Genomic DNA, 13207 nt, shown 5'->3' with positions numbered 1-13207 from the left:
AGGTGACTCGGCTACACTTTGATGACGAGGTTTCGCACAAGGGCTCGCAGGGATTCGGGTATTGCCCCTCATCCGACTGGTCAGACGGGCGAAAGCGCAGTAGCACTTATGCGAAGAGCGGGAGGGCGAGAATGAAGGGTCTTCTGAAGACGCTTGGCGGACTGGGGGCGGCCTCGCTCGTGGGCCTCGTCGGTTGGCTGGCGCTGTTTCCGCCTGAACTCCTCAAGGTGGGAGACGGCTATGCCGCCAAGATCGTCTGCTCCAACGTGTTCCTCGCCGGACGCGATCCGCAGGAAGTGCTGGCGCAGGACGTGCAGGCGCCCGGGCACCCGCTGCTGAAGCTCGTGCGCGTTTCGGTCGATCGGGAAGAGCAGAGCGTGACGGCGCGTATCCTGGGCTTTGCCGCACCCGGCCGCGCCGTCTACCGTCCGGGCAGCGGTTGCGCCAATGTGAGCGGAGGCAGCGCCGAGGCCATCGCGGGGATGCGCGGGACCGAGTCGGCGACGGCGCCTCTCGCCCACGATCCTGGCGTCGACTGGCCGGACGGGGACAAGCCGGACATCGACGCGGCCATTCAAATGCTTGTCGAAGATCCGGCACTGGCAGGTCCGGGCATGCGCGCAATCGTGGTCGTCAGGGATGGCAGGCTGGTCGCGGAAACCTATGCGGCGGGCTTCGACCGGAACACGCCCCTGCTCGGCTGGTCCATGACGAAGTCCGTGACGGCGGCGATCATCGGCCGGCGCATTGCCGAAGAGCGGATGGATCTGGCCCAGACCGATCTGGTGACCGAATGGAACGGCGACGAGCGAGCTCGCATCAAGCTGACCGATCTTCTCGCGATGCAGAGCGGGCTCGATTTCAACGAGGATTACGGCGACGTCACGGACGTGACGCGCATGCTCTATCTGGAAAGCGACATGGCCGGCTTCGTCGCCTCGAAGCCTCTGGAGGCGGCTCCGGGCACGAAATTCGCCTATTCGAGCGGCACGAGCAATCTTCTGTCCCGGCTCTGGATGGAGACATTCGACGATCCGGCCGAAGCGCTTTCCTATCCGCGCGAGGCGCTCTTCGCTCCCCTCGGGATGACGAGCGCCGTGATGGAGACGGATGCAAGCGGAACCTTCGTCGGCTCTTCCTACATGTATGCGTCGGCGCCGGACTGGGCGCGCTTCGCGGAGTTTCTGCTTCAGGACGGAAGCTGGAAGGGGAGGCGGCTCCTGCCGGAAGGTTACGTATCCTTCATGCGCACGCCGACTGCGGCTTCCGGCGGCGACTACGGGGCTGGACAGGTCTGGCTCAAGGAAAACGGTATCCGCGCCGGAACGGCGAATTTCCCGCCCGACACGTTCTGGATGCTTGGACATGACGGGCAGGCGATCATGATCGTCCCCTCGCTTCGCCTCGCGGTCGTCCGCCTGGGGCTGACACCGTCGCGCCTCGGCTACGACGTGCAGAAGCTGAATGCGAGGATAATCGATGCGCTCGATTGAGCGATGTCCGGCAGACAGGCCAGCCGCTCGGCTTACCTCATATTCAGCTCGTCGAGCATGCCCTTGCGCTTGGCATGGTAATAATAGCCGCTGGCATAGAGCCTTACCGCGCCGTCGTGCTGGTTGTCGGCAACCATCCACGCTCCGCGCAGATACTTGGTCGCGTATTTGAGGTTGGTTTCCGCGTCGAAGAGCCCTTCGGCCGGGCCCTCATAGCCGAGACCCTTGGCCGTGTTATAGCGGATCTGCATCAACCCGAAATTGCCTTTGCTGTAGGCGCGGGGGTTGTAGTTGCTCTCGCGCCTGACCACCCGGTGCACCAGCTCGAGCGGCAGACCGTTCAGTTCGGCATAATATTTGATCAGCCTGTCAAGCTCCGGCCGCGAGCTGGTCGGTGCTTTTCCGGACTTCAGCGAATCGGGGATGACGCTTGCGACCGCGCCGACTGCGGTGCCGAACACGCCCGTCTTCGGGCGCTCCGTCGGAACGATCATGCGCTTGGCGACAAGCGTTTCCAGACCGACCGGCTCGCCGGTGTCGAAATCCGATTCCCACGAGGCGGCAACCCCGATAAGCGGGGCGGACTGATGTCCGGCGCCTTTCTCGGGGACCGGCGGCGCGGCTGCCGGGGAGGTACCTGCCGAGGCGGGTGTCGCCATCGCTACTTCAAAGGGCTGCGCGGGTTTGGCTGCCGGCACGGCGACCGACTGGGGAGCCGCGAAAGCGAGGGTCGTGTCTGTCGCGGGCGCCGTCTTCGTTTCGCCAGCGAAATCAGTTCCTGCGGCGCTTGCCGGCGCCGCCGACGAGGTTTGTGCGGTCAATGCGGCCGAGGTGCTCGCCGTTGCGCCGACCGGCGCGGGCAGTGCGTAAGCCGTCGTCTCTGTTCCCGGCTTCGGCAGTGGCGTGACCGTCTGCACGGCCGTTAACTCCGCAAGCGACGTATGCTCGACCGTGGAACACCCGGAAGCAACAGCGACGGAAACAAGGGACACGGCGGCAAGTGCCCGCTTCGAAAGGGGAATACGGAATTTCGCCATGCTGTCACTTTCGTGCTTCTGGGCCCCGTAGCCCCTGCAAATCAGCGGTTGCCACCCCGCCGCGCTTGAATCTCCATTAACCTATGCCGCCGGTTGCGGCAAGCGCGTGAGAGCATTTCAGAGACTGCTCATGTCAGGTCGTGGCGCGCTTCAGACCCGCCGTCAGCAGGCCGGCGCCGATGAGCAGCGAACCACCGAGGCGATTGACGATGCGCCGGACATTCGGCTTGCGGATGGTGCTTCCGGCCGCGGCAGCAAGCCAGGCATAAAGCGCCGCGTTGATCGTGGCGAGTATCAGGAATGTTGTCTCGAAGATCGCCATCTGCGCGAAAAGCGGCCGCGACAGATCGAGGAACTGGGGCAGGAAGGCGACGAAGAAGAGAATGCTCTTCGGGTTGAGTGCGGTCACCGCATAGGTGTGAACGAAGATCCGCAACGGCCTTTCTGCAGGACTCGTTTCAAGGGTGCTCCCGCTGTCGTTGCCGACCGGCGCCTTCCAGAGCTTGATGCCGAGCCAGACGAGATAGGCGGCACCGACCCACTTCAGCACGGTGAAAATCGCCGCCGAGGTTGCAAGCAGAGCGCCGAGGCCGAGCATCGACGCCGTCATTGCGGTAAAATCGCCAAGAGCGACACCAGCCACGGTCGCCCCCGCGATCTTGCGGCCGTGGCCGAGCGCATAGGATATGACGAGAAGGATCGTGGGGCCGGGAATCGCAAGCAGCACCGCAGATGCGGCGGCGAAGGCGAACCAGTGTTCGAAGGACATGAGTGGGCTCCGCGGTTGAATGGCTGCTGAAGAGGAGGGAGCCATGCCGGCGCGCAGCCGTCAACTCCTCTCGAGCCGAAAGCCTCCGGTGAGAAGCGGTTCGCCGTTTCAGAAAACAGCGAACCGTTCCTCGTCCTTCATCAGTCGGCCACCTGCCATTTCTGACCGACGACATCCATGACCTCGCCGAACCATTTCGCGGACGTGTCGAAATGCTTTCCGCCCTTGATGCGCGGGAACTCGATCGTGCGCAGCCGCCCGCCCTGGTCCTCGTCGTGACCCGTCACGCCGGAGACCTTGTTGAGCGCGCTCTCGACCGCAAGATCGACCATGCTCTGGATGAGGCGCAGATCGTCGACATTGGCGGGGGCGGAGCGGGCATAGTAGCCGGACTTCTGCACCATGGACCGCTCGGCGCCGAGGAGCGCCGCAAACTGCTTGGAGAACCAGTTGCCGACGTTGATCGTATCGATCTTCACGTGGCCGAACGCGTCGCGCTTGACCGTCTCGCCGGCGGCCTCCCGCTCGGCGACGATGGCGTCGAGGCAGGCGCCTTCGCTCACGAACAGCGTGACGAACCCGGCGCGATCCATGACTTCGCGCAGGCGCTCGGCTTCCGCTTCCAGATCGAACGCCATCTCGGGAAGGTAGAGGCCGTCGATGTTCTTCAGCTGTGCGTTCATCATGAAGCCGTCGACATATTCCTTGTTGCCGGCCAGCTGGATATAGGCGCGCGCGGTTGCCGCGGTCAGCCAGCCGCAGTGGCGGCCCATGACTTCATGGACGACGAGGGTTCGCGGCGCAGCGCTCTGTTCGTTGCTGACATGGTCGAAGAAGCGTGCGCCGTATTCGGCCGCCGTCCAGGCGCCGAGTGTCTGGCGGATGGGCACCACGTCGTTGTCGACCGTCTTCGGCAGGCCCACGACCGTCAGATCGTAGCCGTTGGCCCCGAGATAGGCTGCGAGATCGGCCGCGGTGGTGTTGGTATCGTCGCCGCCGATCGTGTGCAGGATGCTGATGCCGTCGGAGGCGAGCCTCTCGGCCGCAACGCGCAGCGGATTCTCCCCTTCCTTGACGAGGCCGCGCTTCACGCAGTCGGCCGTGTTCGTGAGTTTCACGCGGCTGTTGCCGATCGGCGATCCGCCGTGGCGGTGGAGCACATGCGCCTTCTCGCGCATGGCCGGGGTGATTTCGATCCGGTCGGCGAGAAGCAGGCCCTGATAGCCGGAACGGTAGGCCACGAGCTCATAGTCCGGCGCGATGTCCGTGTAGCGTTCGATCAGGCCGCCGACAGCGGATGAGAGGCAGGGCGCGAGCCCGCCTGCCGTCAACATTGCGACTTTCTTCTTGGCCATGGGGTCCTCCTGGGGATTTCGGCATCAAGCGATCGCTCGTGAGATCAACCGCATTCTAAATCCTTGCCTTAGATCAAAGATAGCGGTGGTCTAACCCAAATCCGATGGAAATTAAATGACAGGGTTGTGGATCACGAGAAAGGGGAACCGGCCGCGCGGTAGCAGCGTTGCGCCTGAAGGTCGCACGGCGCCGTCCAGGAATTCGATTGAGATTTGTGACGATATGAATTATTGAGGGGCCATCACAAATTCGTCATCCATGATGGTTGACGCGGCTCTGCCGCTTGCAAATCGCCACCGCATCAGATCATGCTCGCGGGGTGGACAGGGAACAATCGCACTCATGTCATTTTGGGACAGCCTCCTCAAAATCGTCACGACCACTGGTAACGCCCTTACTGGAGTGGTCGAGGCGGTCCGGACGCTCTTCGAAGGAGATCCGGAAACCCGGCGAAAGGTCGCCTTTTCGGTCGCCATGATCGCGCTTTCAGCGAAAATGGCGAAGGCCGACGGCATCGTGAACGAGGCCGAGGTGAGCGCCTTTCGCGACATCTTCAAGTTTCCCGCGGACCAGGCGAGGAACGTCGCCAGGCTTTACAATCTCGCCCGACAGGACGTTGCCGGCTACGAGGCCTATGCGGAGAAAATGGCTTCGCTCTGCTCCTCTTGCGAGAGGAATTGCCCGATTCTCGAAGACATCGTCGACGGCCTGTTCCATATCGCGAAATCGGACGGGGCGGTGCACGAGAAGGAGCTTACGTTCCTGAGGCGTGTGGCTGAAATATTCAGGATGGACGACGAGCATTTCGGGTGCATCATGGCGCGCCACGTTCATGGCGACGACCGCGATCCCTACCAGGTTCTCGGCGTTTCGCCGAAGGATGACTTTTCCGCGATTCGCAAGCGCTATCGCGTTCTCGTTTCCGAGAACCACCCGGACATGCTCGTGGCGCGTGGCGTGCCGGAAGAGTTCCACGCGATCGCCAACGATCGCATGGCCGTGCTCAACGCGGCCTACGAGGCGATCGAAAGAGAGCGCCGCGCCGCATGACATCCGAGACCTGCGACTTCCCCGGCGCTCATCTCGTGCCCTCGCCCAACCATGGCGAGCGCGCCGGCGGGCGCAGGCCGGATATGATCATCCTTCATTACACCGGCATGGAGACGGCGGCGTCCGCGCTCGACTGGCTCTGTCGCGAGGAAAGCCAGGTCTCCTGTCATTATTTCGTAGACGAGGAGGGGCGAATCGCCCAGCTGGTGCCGGAAGAACGCAGGGCCTGGCACGCGGGCAAGGGCGTCTGGAAGGGCGAAACGGATATCAATTCGTGCTCCATCGGGATCGAGATTGCCAATGCCGGTCACCCGGGCGGCCTCCCGGACTTCCCTGAAGCGCAGATCGAGGCGGTCGCCGAATTGTGTCTGGACTGTGGCGAACGCTGGCAAATCACCCCGGAGAGGGTGCTTGCGCATAGCGATATCGCGCCGATTCGCAAGGTTGATCCTGGAGAAAATTTTCCTTGGGATGTGCTGTTTCGTCGCGGGGTCGGACACTGGGTTGAACCGGCCTCCGTGAGGGGCGGTCGCTTCTTCCAGCGCGGCGACCGGGGCCAGCCCGTGGAAGCACTCCAGTCCATGCTTTTGCTTTATGGTTACGGAGTTGAAATCACAGGGGATTTCTGCGCGAAGACCGAAGGGGTGGTCGCTGCGTTCCAGCGCCATTTCCGACAATCGCGAGTGGACGGCATCGCCGACGTTTCCACCATCGATACGTTGCACCGCCTGCTTTCGACATTGCCGATTCTGGCCGCCTGAAAAGCGATTTTTGTCCGCCCTAAATTAGCGTCTGATTGATTTTCGTGCACGATTTTCTCGTGCTGCCACATGTTTACCATGATGCGCCGGTCATTTCCGTTGCATCAACTGCAGGGGATGTGGCGCCGGGCGCGGCACTCTTGTCAATGAAAACGATCGGGAAATTCGATCGTCGCGGTGGGGTGCGCCGCGCGATCGGTTCCCCAGACCGGAGACTTCAAACTAAATGAGAATAGCGTCTGTTGCTGCGGTGGCGGCATGCCTTGGCATGTTCTTCGCCGGGATTGGTACGTCGTATGCAGGGGGCATCGACAAAACCGTCAAGACTTCTGCAATTCCGTCGGTAAGCAGAACGACGGGTTATCCGAAACCCGACCTGACTTTGCCGCGCGGATCCCAATATACGATCCTCATCCAGTCCTATGCCAAGCAATACGGCATTCCCGCCGACCTCGCTCACGCGATCGTCGAGGTCGAGAGCAACTTCAATGCCAAGGCTCGCGGAAGCGCCGGCGAAGTCGGCCTGATGCAGATCAAGCCGGCCACGGCCCGGATGATGGGCTATACCGGCTCGATCAAAGACCTCTACGAGCCTGAGACCAATATCAAATTCGGGATGAAGTACCTGGCGAAGGCGCAGGAGCTTTCGGACGGGACGACCTGCGGCACCATCCTCAAATACAATGCCGGCCACGCCGCGAAGCGAATGAACCCCGTTTCGAAGCGCTATTGCGGTAAAGTCAAGAACATCCTGGACTGGTTGTGATCTATCGCATGTGACGCTGTAAGACATACGCCGGGTGGGTATTGCGTTCCGGCATATTGTTGATTGTCCGAAGGAATTCGGTGCGAAAGCCTGAACGGCGTGCTATCTCGGTCGCGAAGCGAACATCGGGGAAAGGCATGTCGGAGAGCGTTGATTTCGTTATCATTGGCAAGGGGATGATGGGCGCCGCAGCGGCGCGTCACCTTGCGAGGGCGGGCGCCGGTGTCGCGCTTATCGGCCCCGATGAGCCGGAGGACTGGGCGAACCACGGCGGCGTTTTCGCCAGTCATTACGACAATGCCCGCATCACCCGTACGATCGACGACGACCCGGTCTGGGCGCGTCTGGCCCGGCGCTCGATCGATCGGTATCCGGAAATCGCACAGGAAAGCGGCGTCGAATTCTATTTTCCCGTCGGCTGTCTGATCGCGGCCCCAGCTCCCGGCGGCGCGTTCGATTATCTCGAGAATGTCGAGCGTGCCTGCGACAGGCTCGGCCTCGAGGCACCGCTGATCCTTGGCGACGACCTTGCCGGGCGGTTTCCCTGGTTCCGCTTCCCGCAAGGCTATGCCGGCGTTCACGAGGCAAGCGGCGCAGGCTACATAAATCCTCGCTCGCTCGTCCGGGCGCAAACGATCGCGGCCGAGAAATCGGGTGCACGGGTGATCCGCTCGGAGGTGATCTCGGTCGAAGACGGCCCGGATCACGTGGTGGTCGGCACGACCGACGGCCACCTGGTACGGGCCGGCCGCGTCCTGGTCGCTGCGGGCGGCTTCTCGCTTTCGCAGGCGCTTCTTCCGCGGCCGCTCGACCTTGCGGTAAAGGCGCGCACCGTGCTTTTTGCGGAGGTGGGCGCGGATGATCTTTCCTTCTATGAAGGCATGCCGTCGCTGATCGGCGTCGCGCCGGAGCAGGAGAGAAGCTATTACCTGTTGCCGCCGGTTGCCTATGCCGATGGCAAACACTACGTAAAGATCGGCGGCGATCCGACCGATCGGATCCTTGCGAGCGAGCGGGCGATCAGGGACTGGTTCCGAAGCGGTGCAAACGCGGAAGCGGCCGAACACATGCGCGGACTGCTCGCCGAGACGATCCCCGCCTTGAGACCCGTTTCGACGCATTATTCGCCCTGCGTCACGGCGTTCACGCGACACGGCTATCCTTATATCGGTTTCGTGAGCGACCGCATCGCCGTGCTCACAGGCGGCAATGGCCAGGCTGCCAAGAGCTCCGACGAGATCGGCAGGCTTGGCGCGTTGCTAATGACGGAAGGCCGGCTCGAGGCGGACGGGTACGAAACGGACTTCGCGGTCGCGTATCGCTAAGTAACCGCCGGACCGCGCGGCAGTGCCGATTTCTCTGGCGCTTGCCGTCCCGGTCGTTTAATGAGCCTCTGCCAGTTGGCCGGGCAGCCGCGCCTCGCAAGTGCCGAAAGGCCGCGGGGCGAGGAAAGTCCGGGCTCCACGGAAACACGGTGCCGGATAACGTCCGGCGGGGGCGACCCCAGGGAAAGTGCCACAGAAAGCAGACCGCTCCGCTTGCGGAGTAAGGGTGAAAGGGTGGGGTAAGAGCCCACCGCGGACATGGCGACATGGACGGCACGGCAAACCCCACCGGGAGCAAGACCGAATAGGGACGACATGGGCGCGCAAGCGCCCAGCCGGTTTCCAGGCGCGTCGTCCGGGTGGGTTGCACGAGGCTGCGCGCAAGCGCAGCCCCAGATGAATGGCTGCCACGTTTCGTCTCTCCGGAGGCGGAGCCATACAGAACCCGGCTTACAGGCCAACTGGCTTTTTTCTTTGCAGCTTTCGCCACTGCGGCAAAGCACGTCTCCTCAATTCCCTGACTCAGGCGAATCACGCCTGCGAGGCTCGCCGCACCTCACCGGCGGGGCTCGCTTTTGCGCGCGATTCCAAGGCATTAGGATTTGGATCGTAACCCTTTGTTAAACTTAACAACCTATCAATATTTGATCATCCGCAAGGCTGGTTACGAGCTTCTCCCATTGACGCCCATATGGTCCCATGTTATCCCATAATGGTACTGCGCAAGGGCCATGCAGCGGCCCTCCATCGCGAAATTCGAGGCTTCCGTCGATGGGAAGATCAGGCGGGCACGCACGTGCCCGGCGGGGGATCCATGCGCGGTGGTGCGAGTGTATGTGCGGGCCGATGATCGTGGCCCGTCAATCGGAGGCGGCCGTTTCGCGTCATGAACCGCTTCTTGTCACATGTTACGAACCGGATCGATGCCAAGGGGCGGGTCTCCGTCCCGTCGGCCTTCCGCGCCGTGCTTTTGGAGGCAGGCGTGCGGGAGTTATACTGTTTTCAGGACTTCGTCTTTCCGGCGATCAGCGTCGGCGGGCCGGAGCTTCTGGACCGGTTCGAGAAGCAGATGGCCGCCGAGGATCCGTTTTCGGATGCGGCCAACGAGATGTCGCTCCTTGTTCATGGGGGCGGGGTCTATGTGAAGCTCGACCCGGAGGGCCGGCTGATGGTGACGGATTTCATCCGCGACTTCACCGGCATCTCGAACGACGTGACCTTCGTCGGGCGGGGCGATCATTTTCAGCTCTGGGATCCGCAGGCGTTTGCGAGGGCGCAGGCGGAGGCCAGAGAAGGGCGCAAGCAACGGGGGCTGCGTTCACAATAGAATGGAGAGGCGGAATGGTGACGGATCAAGGCGGCGGAACTTCTGATGCCGACGGCGGACCGGTTCGTCACATTCCCGTCCTCCTGAAGGAAGTTCTCGCGGCTCTGGATCCCGCTCCCGGCAAGATCGTTCTCGATGGCACTTTCGGCGCCGGCGGCTACGCATCCGCCATTCTCGATGCCGGTGCCGACGTCATCGCGCTCGACCGCGATCCGACGGCGATCGCCGCGGGGCAATCCATGATGCACGCGAGCGGCGGGCGGCTGAAGCTCGTTCATTCCCGTTTTTCCGATCTGGCCGAGCATGCGCCGGCACAGGGGCTCGACGGCGTCGTGCTCGATATCGGCGTCTCTTCCATGCAGATCGACGAGGCGGAGCGCGGCTTCTCCTTTCAGAAGAAGGGGCCGCTCGACATGCGCATGTCGGCCGCCGGCGTCTCCGCCGCCGATGTCGTCAATCGCGCGAAGGTGTCGGACCTCATCCGCATCTTCGGCTTCCTCGGAGAGGAAAAGCAGGCGGGGCGGATTGCGCGCGCCATCGAAAAGCGCCGCGCCGAGACGCCGTTCGAGACCACCCGCGATCTCGCAAATCTCATCGAGACGGTTACGCCGCGCAAGGCCAAGGACAAGATTCACCCCGCAACGCGTGTCTTCCAGGCGTTGCGCATCTTCGTCAATGACGAGCTGGGCGAGCTCGCCCACGCCCTGTTTGCGGCCGAACGGGCTCTGAAACCTGGCGGCCGGCTCGTCGTCGTTACCTTTCATTCGCTCGAGGATCGAATCGTAAAGACGTTCTTCCAGGATCGGTCCGGCAAGGCGGGCGGCTCCCGCCATCTGCCGCTGGTGACGGCGCGCGCCGCAACCTTCACGCCAGTCGGCAAGCCTATGGTCGCGGCAAGCGAGGAGGAGGCGTCCCGCAATCCTCGTGCCCGGTCCGCGAAGCTGAGAGCGGGTGTCCGCACCGAGGCTCCGTCGCCGGGCGCCGATCTTTCGATTTTCAATCTGCCGGAACTGGCGAGCCTTGCAAGGCTGGGGGGCTAGAAGACGATGCTCAGAACGCTCGATATTGTCCTGATCGTCATCATGACGGCGGCCGCGACGGTCACCTACACGATCAAGCATAAGGCCGAGAACAAGCTCGAAGAGGTGCGCAGGCTCGACGCAGCGATAAAGCTCGAAGAGGACACGATCGATCTGCTCAAGGCCGACTGGGCGCTTTTGACCCAGCCGAACCGGCTGGAGAGGCTGGTGACCGTCTTTGCAGCCGATCTGCAACTCGCGCCGACCCCCTCGACGCAGCTGGCGCGGCCGGAGGAGCTGCCGATGCTGAGGGCTGATCTGCCTCCTTCCGAAGAGGATAAGAAGGCCAGGGACCAGGCGGCGGACAATATCGCCGCCGTCATCGAGGCCGACAATATCGCAACAGGTTCGGTGGCGCGCTGATGTCGTTTCTCTCTCGTATCATGGTGCTGAAGAGCAAGGCGCATTTTTCGGCGGGCGGCAATAACCGCCCCGCCGACAGCGGGCTCAACGTCACTTTCGAAGGAACGCGCAAGAAGAGCGCAAGCCGGGCGAAAAGCCGGGTCGCGATCATCATCGCCAGTTTCGGCCTCGTTTACGCGGCGATCGGAGGACGCCTCGTCCAATATGGTCTCGCGCAGCCGGAAACGGTCTCCTCGATCGGCCGCGCCGATAGTCTCATGGCCTCGCGGCCGGACATTCTCGACCGCAACGGCGAGGTTCTCGCGACCGATATCCGTACCGTCTCGCTCTATGCGGAGCCGCACAAGATCGTCGATGCCGACGAGGCGGTGGAGCGATTGGCGACGGTGCTTCCCGATCTCAACGCGCGCGAAATCTACAACAAGCTCAAGTCGAATTCGCGCTTTCAATGGCTGCGCCGGCAACTGACGCCGAAGCAGCAGAGCGAAATCCTCGCGCTCGGCATTCCCGGCATCGGCTTCCGCCCGGAGAAACGGCGCTTCTATCCGGGAGGGCCGACTGCCGCCCACATCCTCGGTCACGTCAACATCGACAACCGCGGCGTCGCCGGTATGGAGCGCTACATAGACGAGCAGGGTCTCGCCGATCTTGCGGCGATCGGAATGACCAGCGATGCCAAGCTCGAACCGGTCAGGCTTTCGATCGACGTGCGCGTGCAGAACATCGTGCGCGACGTCATCGACGCAGGCATGAAGAACTACCAGGCGATTGCCGCCGGTGCCGTCGTCCTCGACGTCCATACCGGCGAAGTGCTGGCCATGGCCTCCGTGCCGGATTACGACCCGAACAGGCCCGCGGAAGGCGCCGAAGAGGGCTGGATGAACCGCATGTCGAACGGCACGTTCGAGATGGGCTCCACCTTCAAGACCTTCACCATCGCCATGGGTCTCGATTCCGGCAAGGTGACGCTCAACGACAGTTTCGATGCGACCGCGCCGATCCGCATCGGCGGATTCACGATCAAGGACTTCCACGGCAAGCGCCGCGTACTGACGGTGCCGGAAATCTTCCAGTATTCCTCGAATATCGGTACCGCCAAGATCGCCGACCTGATCGGCATTCCGGGCCACAAGGAGTTCCTCACACGGATAGGCCTGCTGACGAGGCTGCCGACCGAACTGCCGGAAGTAAAGGCGCCAAGCCAGCCGCGCGAGTGGAAGAAGATCAACTCGATCACGATCTCCTTCGGCCACGGCGTTTCGACGACGCCGCTGCAGACGGCGGTCGCAGGTGCCGCGCTGGTCAATGGCGGCAAACTCATCCCGCCGACCTTCCTGCCGCGCAGCGAGGAAAAAGCGAGCGAACTTGCGAGCGCAGTGGTCAAGAAGAGCACCAGTGAAGACATGCGCTATCTGCTTCGCTGGAACGGCATCGCGGGTTCGGGCAAGCGGGCGCTCGTTCCGGGGTTCAATGTCGGCGGCAAGACCGGCACGGCCGACAAGGTCGTCAACGGCCGCTATGCCAGCGACCTGAACTTCAATGCCTTCCTTGCGGCGTTTCCGATCGACGATCCCAAATACATGGTGCTGACCTTCATCGACGCGCCCAAGACCGGCGAAGGCGGGGGCCGCACGGCCGGTTCGAATGCCGCCCCGATGGTGCGCGACATCATCAGCCGCTCCGCTCCGCTGCTCGGCGTGGAGCCGAAATTCGGACAAGACGGTTCTGCCTTGCTTGTGTCTTATTGACCGTGAAATGAAAGGCGGAGGATTCGCGATTCCGCTGCATGGCTCCGTGAACCGGAGTCGATTCAAGGACCATACCATGCTGCATTCAAAGTGTTACGGCGACCTTTGCGCGTCTGAAAAGACGCACGGCGCT

The 13207-nt window shown here is 62.7% G+C and carries 12 protein-coding genes and 1 other RNA gene; 10 read left to right on the top strand and 3 right to left on the bottom strand.

Features of this window, described 5'->3' with window-relative positions; all coding sequences use genetic code 11:
- Window positions 1-131: 131 nt before the first annotated feature.
- A complete protein-coding gene (locus tag ACTJKL_RS01370; RefSeq protein WP_440851981.1) occupies window positions 132-1493 on the top strand; it encodes a serine hydrolase domain-containing protein in 1362 nt (453 codons plus the stop codon).
- Window positions 1494-1525: 32 nt separating this feature from the next.
- Here the strand turns inward: ACTJKL_RS01370 and ACTJKL_RS01365 are convergent, their stop codons facing one another.
- From ACTJKL_RS01365 to ACTJKL_RS01355, 3 genes are all read right to left on the bottom strand, one after another.
- Window positions 1526-2530: a transglycosylase SLT domain-containing protein gene (locus tag ACTJKL_RS01365; protein ID WP_338282390.1), complete on the bottom strand. Its 1005-nt coding sequence runs from the start codon at window positions 2528-2530 to the stop codon at window positions 1526-1528.
- Window positions 2531-2663: 133 nt separating this feature from the next.
- Window positions 2664-3299, bottom strand: a complete 636-nt coding sequence (locus ACTJKL_RS01360) for a LysE family translocator (protein ID WP_018095470.1) — start codon at window positions 3297-3299, stop codon at window positions 2664-2666.
- Window positions 3300-3439: 140 nt separating this feature from the next.
- Complete coding sequence (locus ACTJKL_RS01355; protein ID WP_018095469.1) at window positions 3440-4654, bottom strand: pyrophosphate--fructose-6-phosphate 1-phosphotransferase; 1215 nt, start codon at window positions 4652-4654, stop codon at window positions 3440-3442.
- A 343-nt stretch (window positions 4655-4997) separates the two neighbouring features.
- On the opposite strand from ACTJKL_RS01355, the gene ACTJKL_RS01350 reads away from it, so the two are divergent.
- The 9 genes from ACTJKL_RS01350 (at window position 4998) to ACTJKL_RS01310 (ending at window position 13074) form a co-directional block, all read left to right on the top strand.
- Entirely contained in the window at window positions 4998-5705 is a 708-nt protein-coding gene (locus tag ACTJKL_RS01350) for a J domain-containing protein (RefSeq protein WP_275597649.1), read from the top strand.
- Window positions 5702-6466, top strand: a complete 765-nt coding sequence (locus tag ACTJKL_RS01345; RefSeq protein ID WP_275597650.1) for an N-acetylmuramoyl-L-alanine amidase — start codon at window positions 5702-5704, stop codon at window positions 6464-6466. Before ACTJKL_RS01350 ends, ACTJKL_RS01345 begins: the two co-directional genes overlap by 4 nt.
- Before the next feature lie 226 nt (window positions 6467-6692).
- Entirely contained in the window at window positions 6693-7232 is a 540-nt protein-coding gene (locus ACTJKL_RS01340; protein WP_100671704.1) for a lytic transglycosylase domain-containing protein, read from the top strand.
- A 137-nt stretch (window positions 7233-7369) separates the two neighbouring features.
- Window positions 7370-8557, top strand: coding sequence for an NAD(P)/FAD-dependent oxidoreductase (locus tag ACTJKL_RS01335; protein ID WP_440851980.1), 1188 nt, complete (start codon window positions 7370-7372; stop codon window positions 8555-8557).
- A 71-nt stretch (window positions 8558-8628) separates the two neighbouring features.
- Window positions 8629-9026, top strand: an RNA gene (gene rnpB, locus ACTJKL_RS01330) — RNase P RNA component class A.
- A gap of 417 nt (window positions 9027-9443) precedes the next feature.
- Window positions 9444-9884 carry a division/cell wall cluster transcriptional repressor MraZ gene (mraZ, locus tag ACTJKL_RS01325; RefSeq protein WP_018095464.1) on the top strand — a complete coding sequence of 147 codons (441 nt, stop codon included), beginning with the start codon at window positions 9444-9446 and terminating at the stop codon, window positions 9882-9884.
- A gap of 14 nt (window positions 9885-9898) precedes the next feature.
- Window positions 9899-10924, top strand: a complete 1026-nt coding sequence (gene rsmH, locus ACTJKL_RS01320; protein WP_100671701.1) for a 16S rRNA (cytosine(1402)-N(4))-methyltransferase RsmH — start codon at window positions 9899-9901, stop codon at window positions 10922-10924.
- Window positions 10925-10930: 6 nt separating this feature from the next.
- Entirely contained in the window at window positions 10931-11326 is a 396-nt protein-coding gene (gene ftsL / locus ACTJKL_RS01315; RefSeq protein WP_127712415.1) for a cell division protein FtsL, read from the top strand.
- Window positions 11326-13074: a peptidoglycan D,D-transpeptidase FtsI family protein gene (locus ACTJKL_RS01310; protein WP_018095461.1), complete on the top strand. Its 1749-nt coding sequence runs from the start codon at window positions 11326-11328 to the stop codon at window positions 13072-13074. Before ftsL ends, ACTJKL_RS01310 begins: the two co-directional genes overlap by 1 nt.
- Window positions 13075-13207 lie beyond the last annotated feature (133 nt).

This window comes from Sinorhizobium sp. 22678 (assembly GCF_052044265.1).
In the GTDB taxonomy this organism is placed as follows: domain Bacteria; phylum Pseudomonadota; class Alphaproteobacteria; order Rhizobiales; family Rhizobiaceae; genus Sinorhizobium; species Sinorhizobium meliloti_A.
The sequence above is the reverse complement of the archived record's forward strand: the minus strand, read 5'-3'. Positions and strand labels throughout refer to the sequence as shown.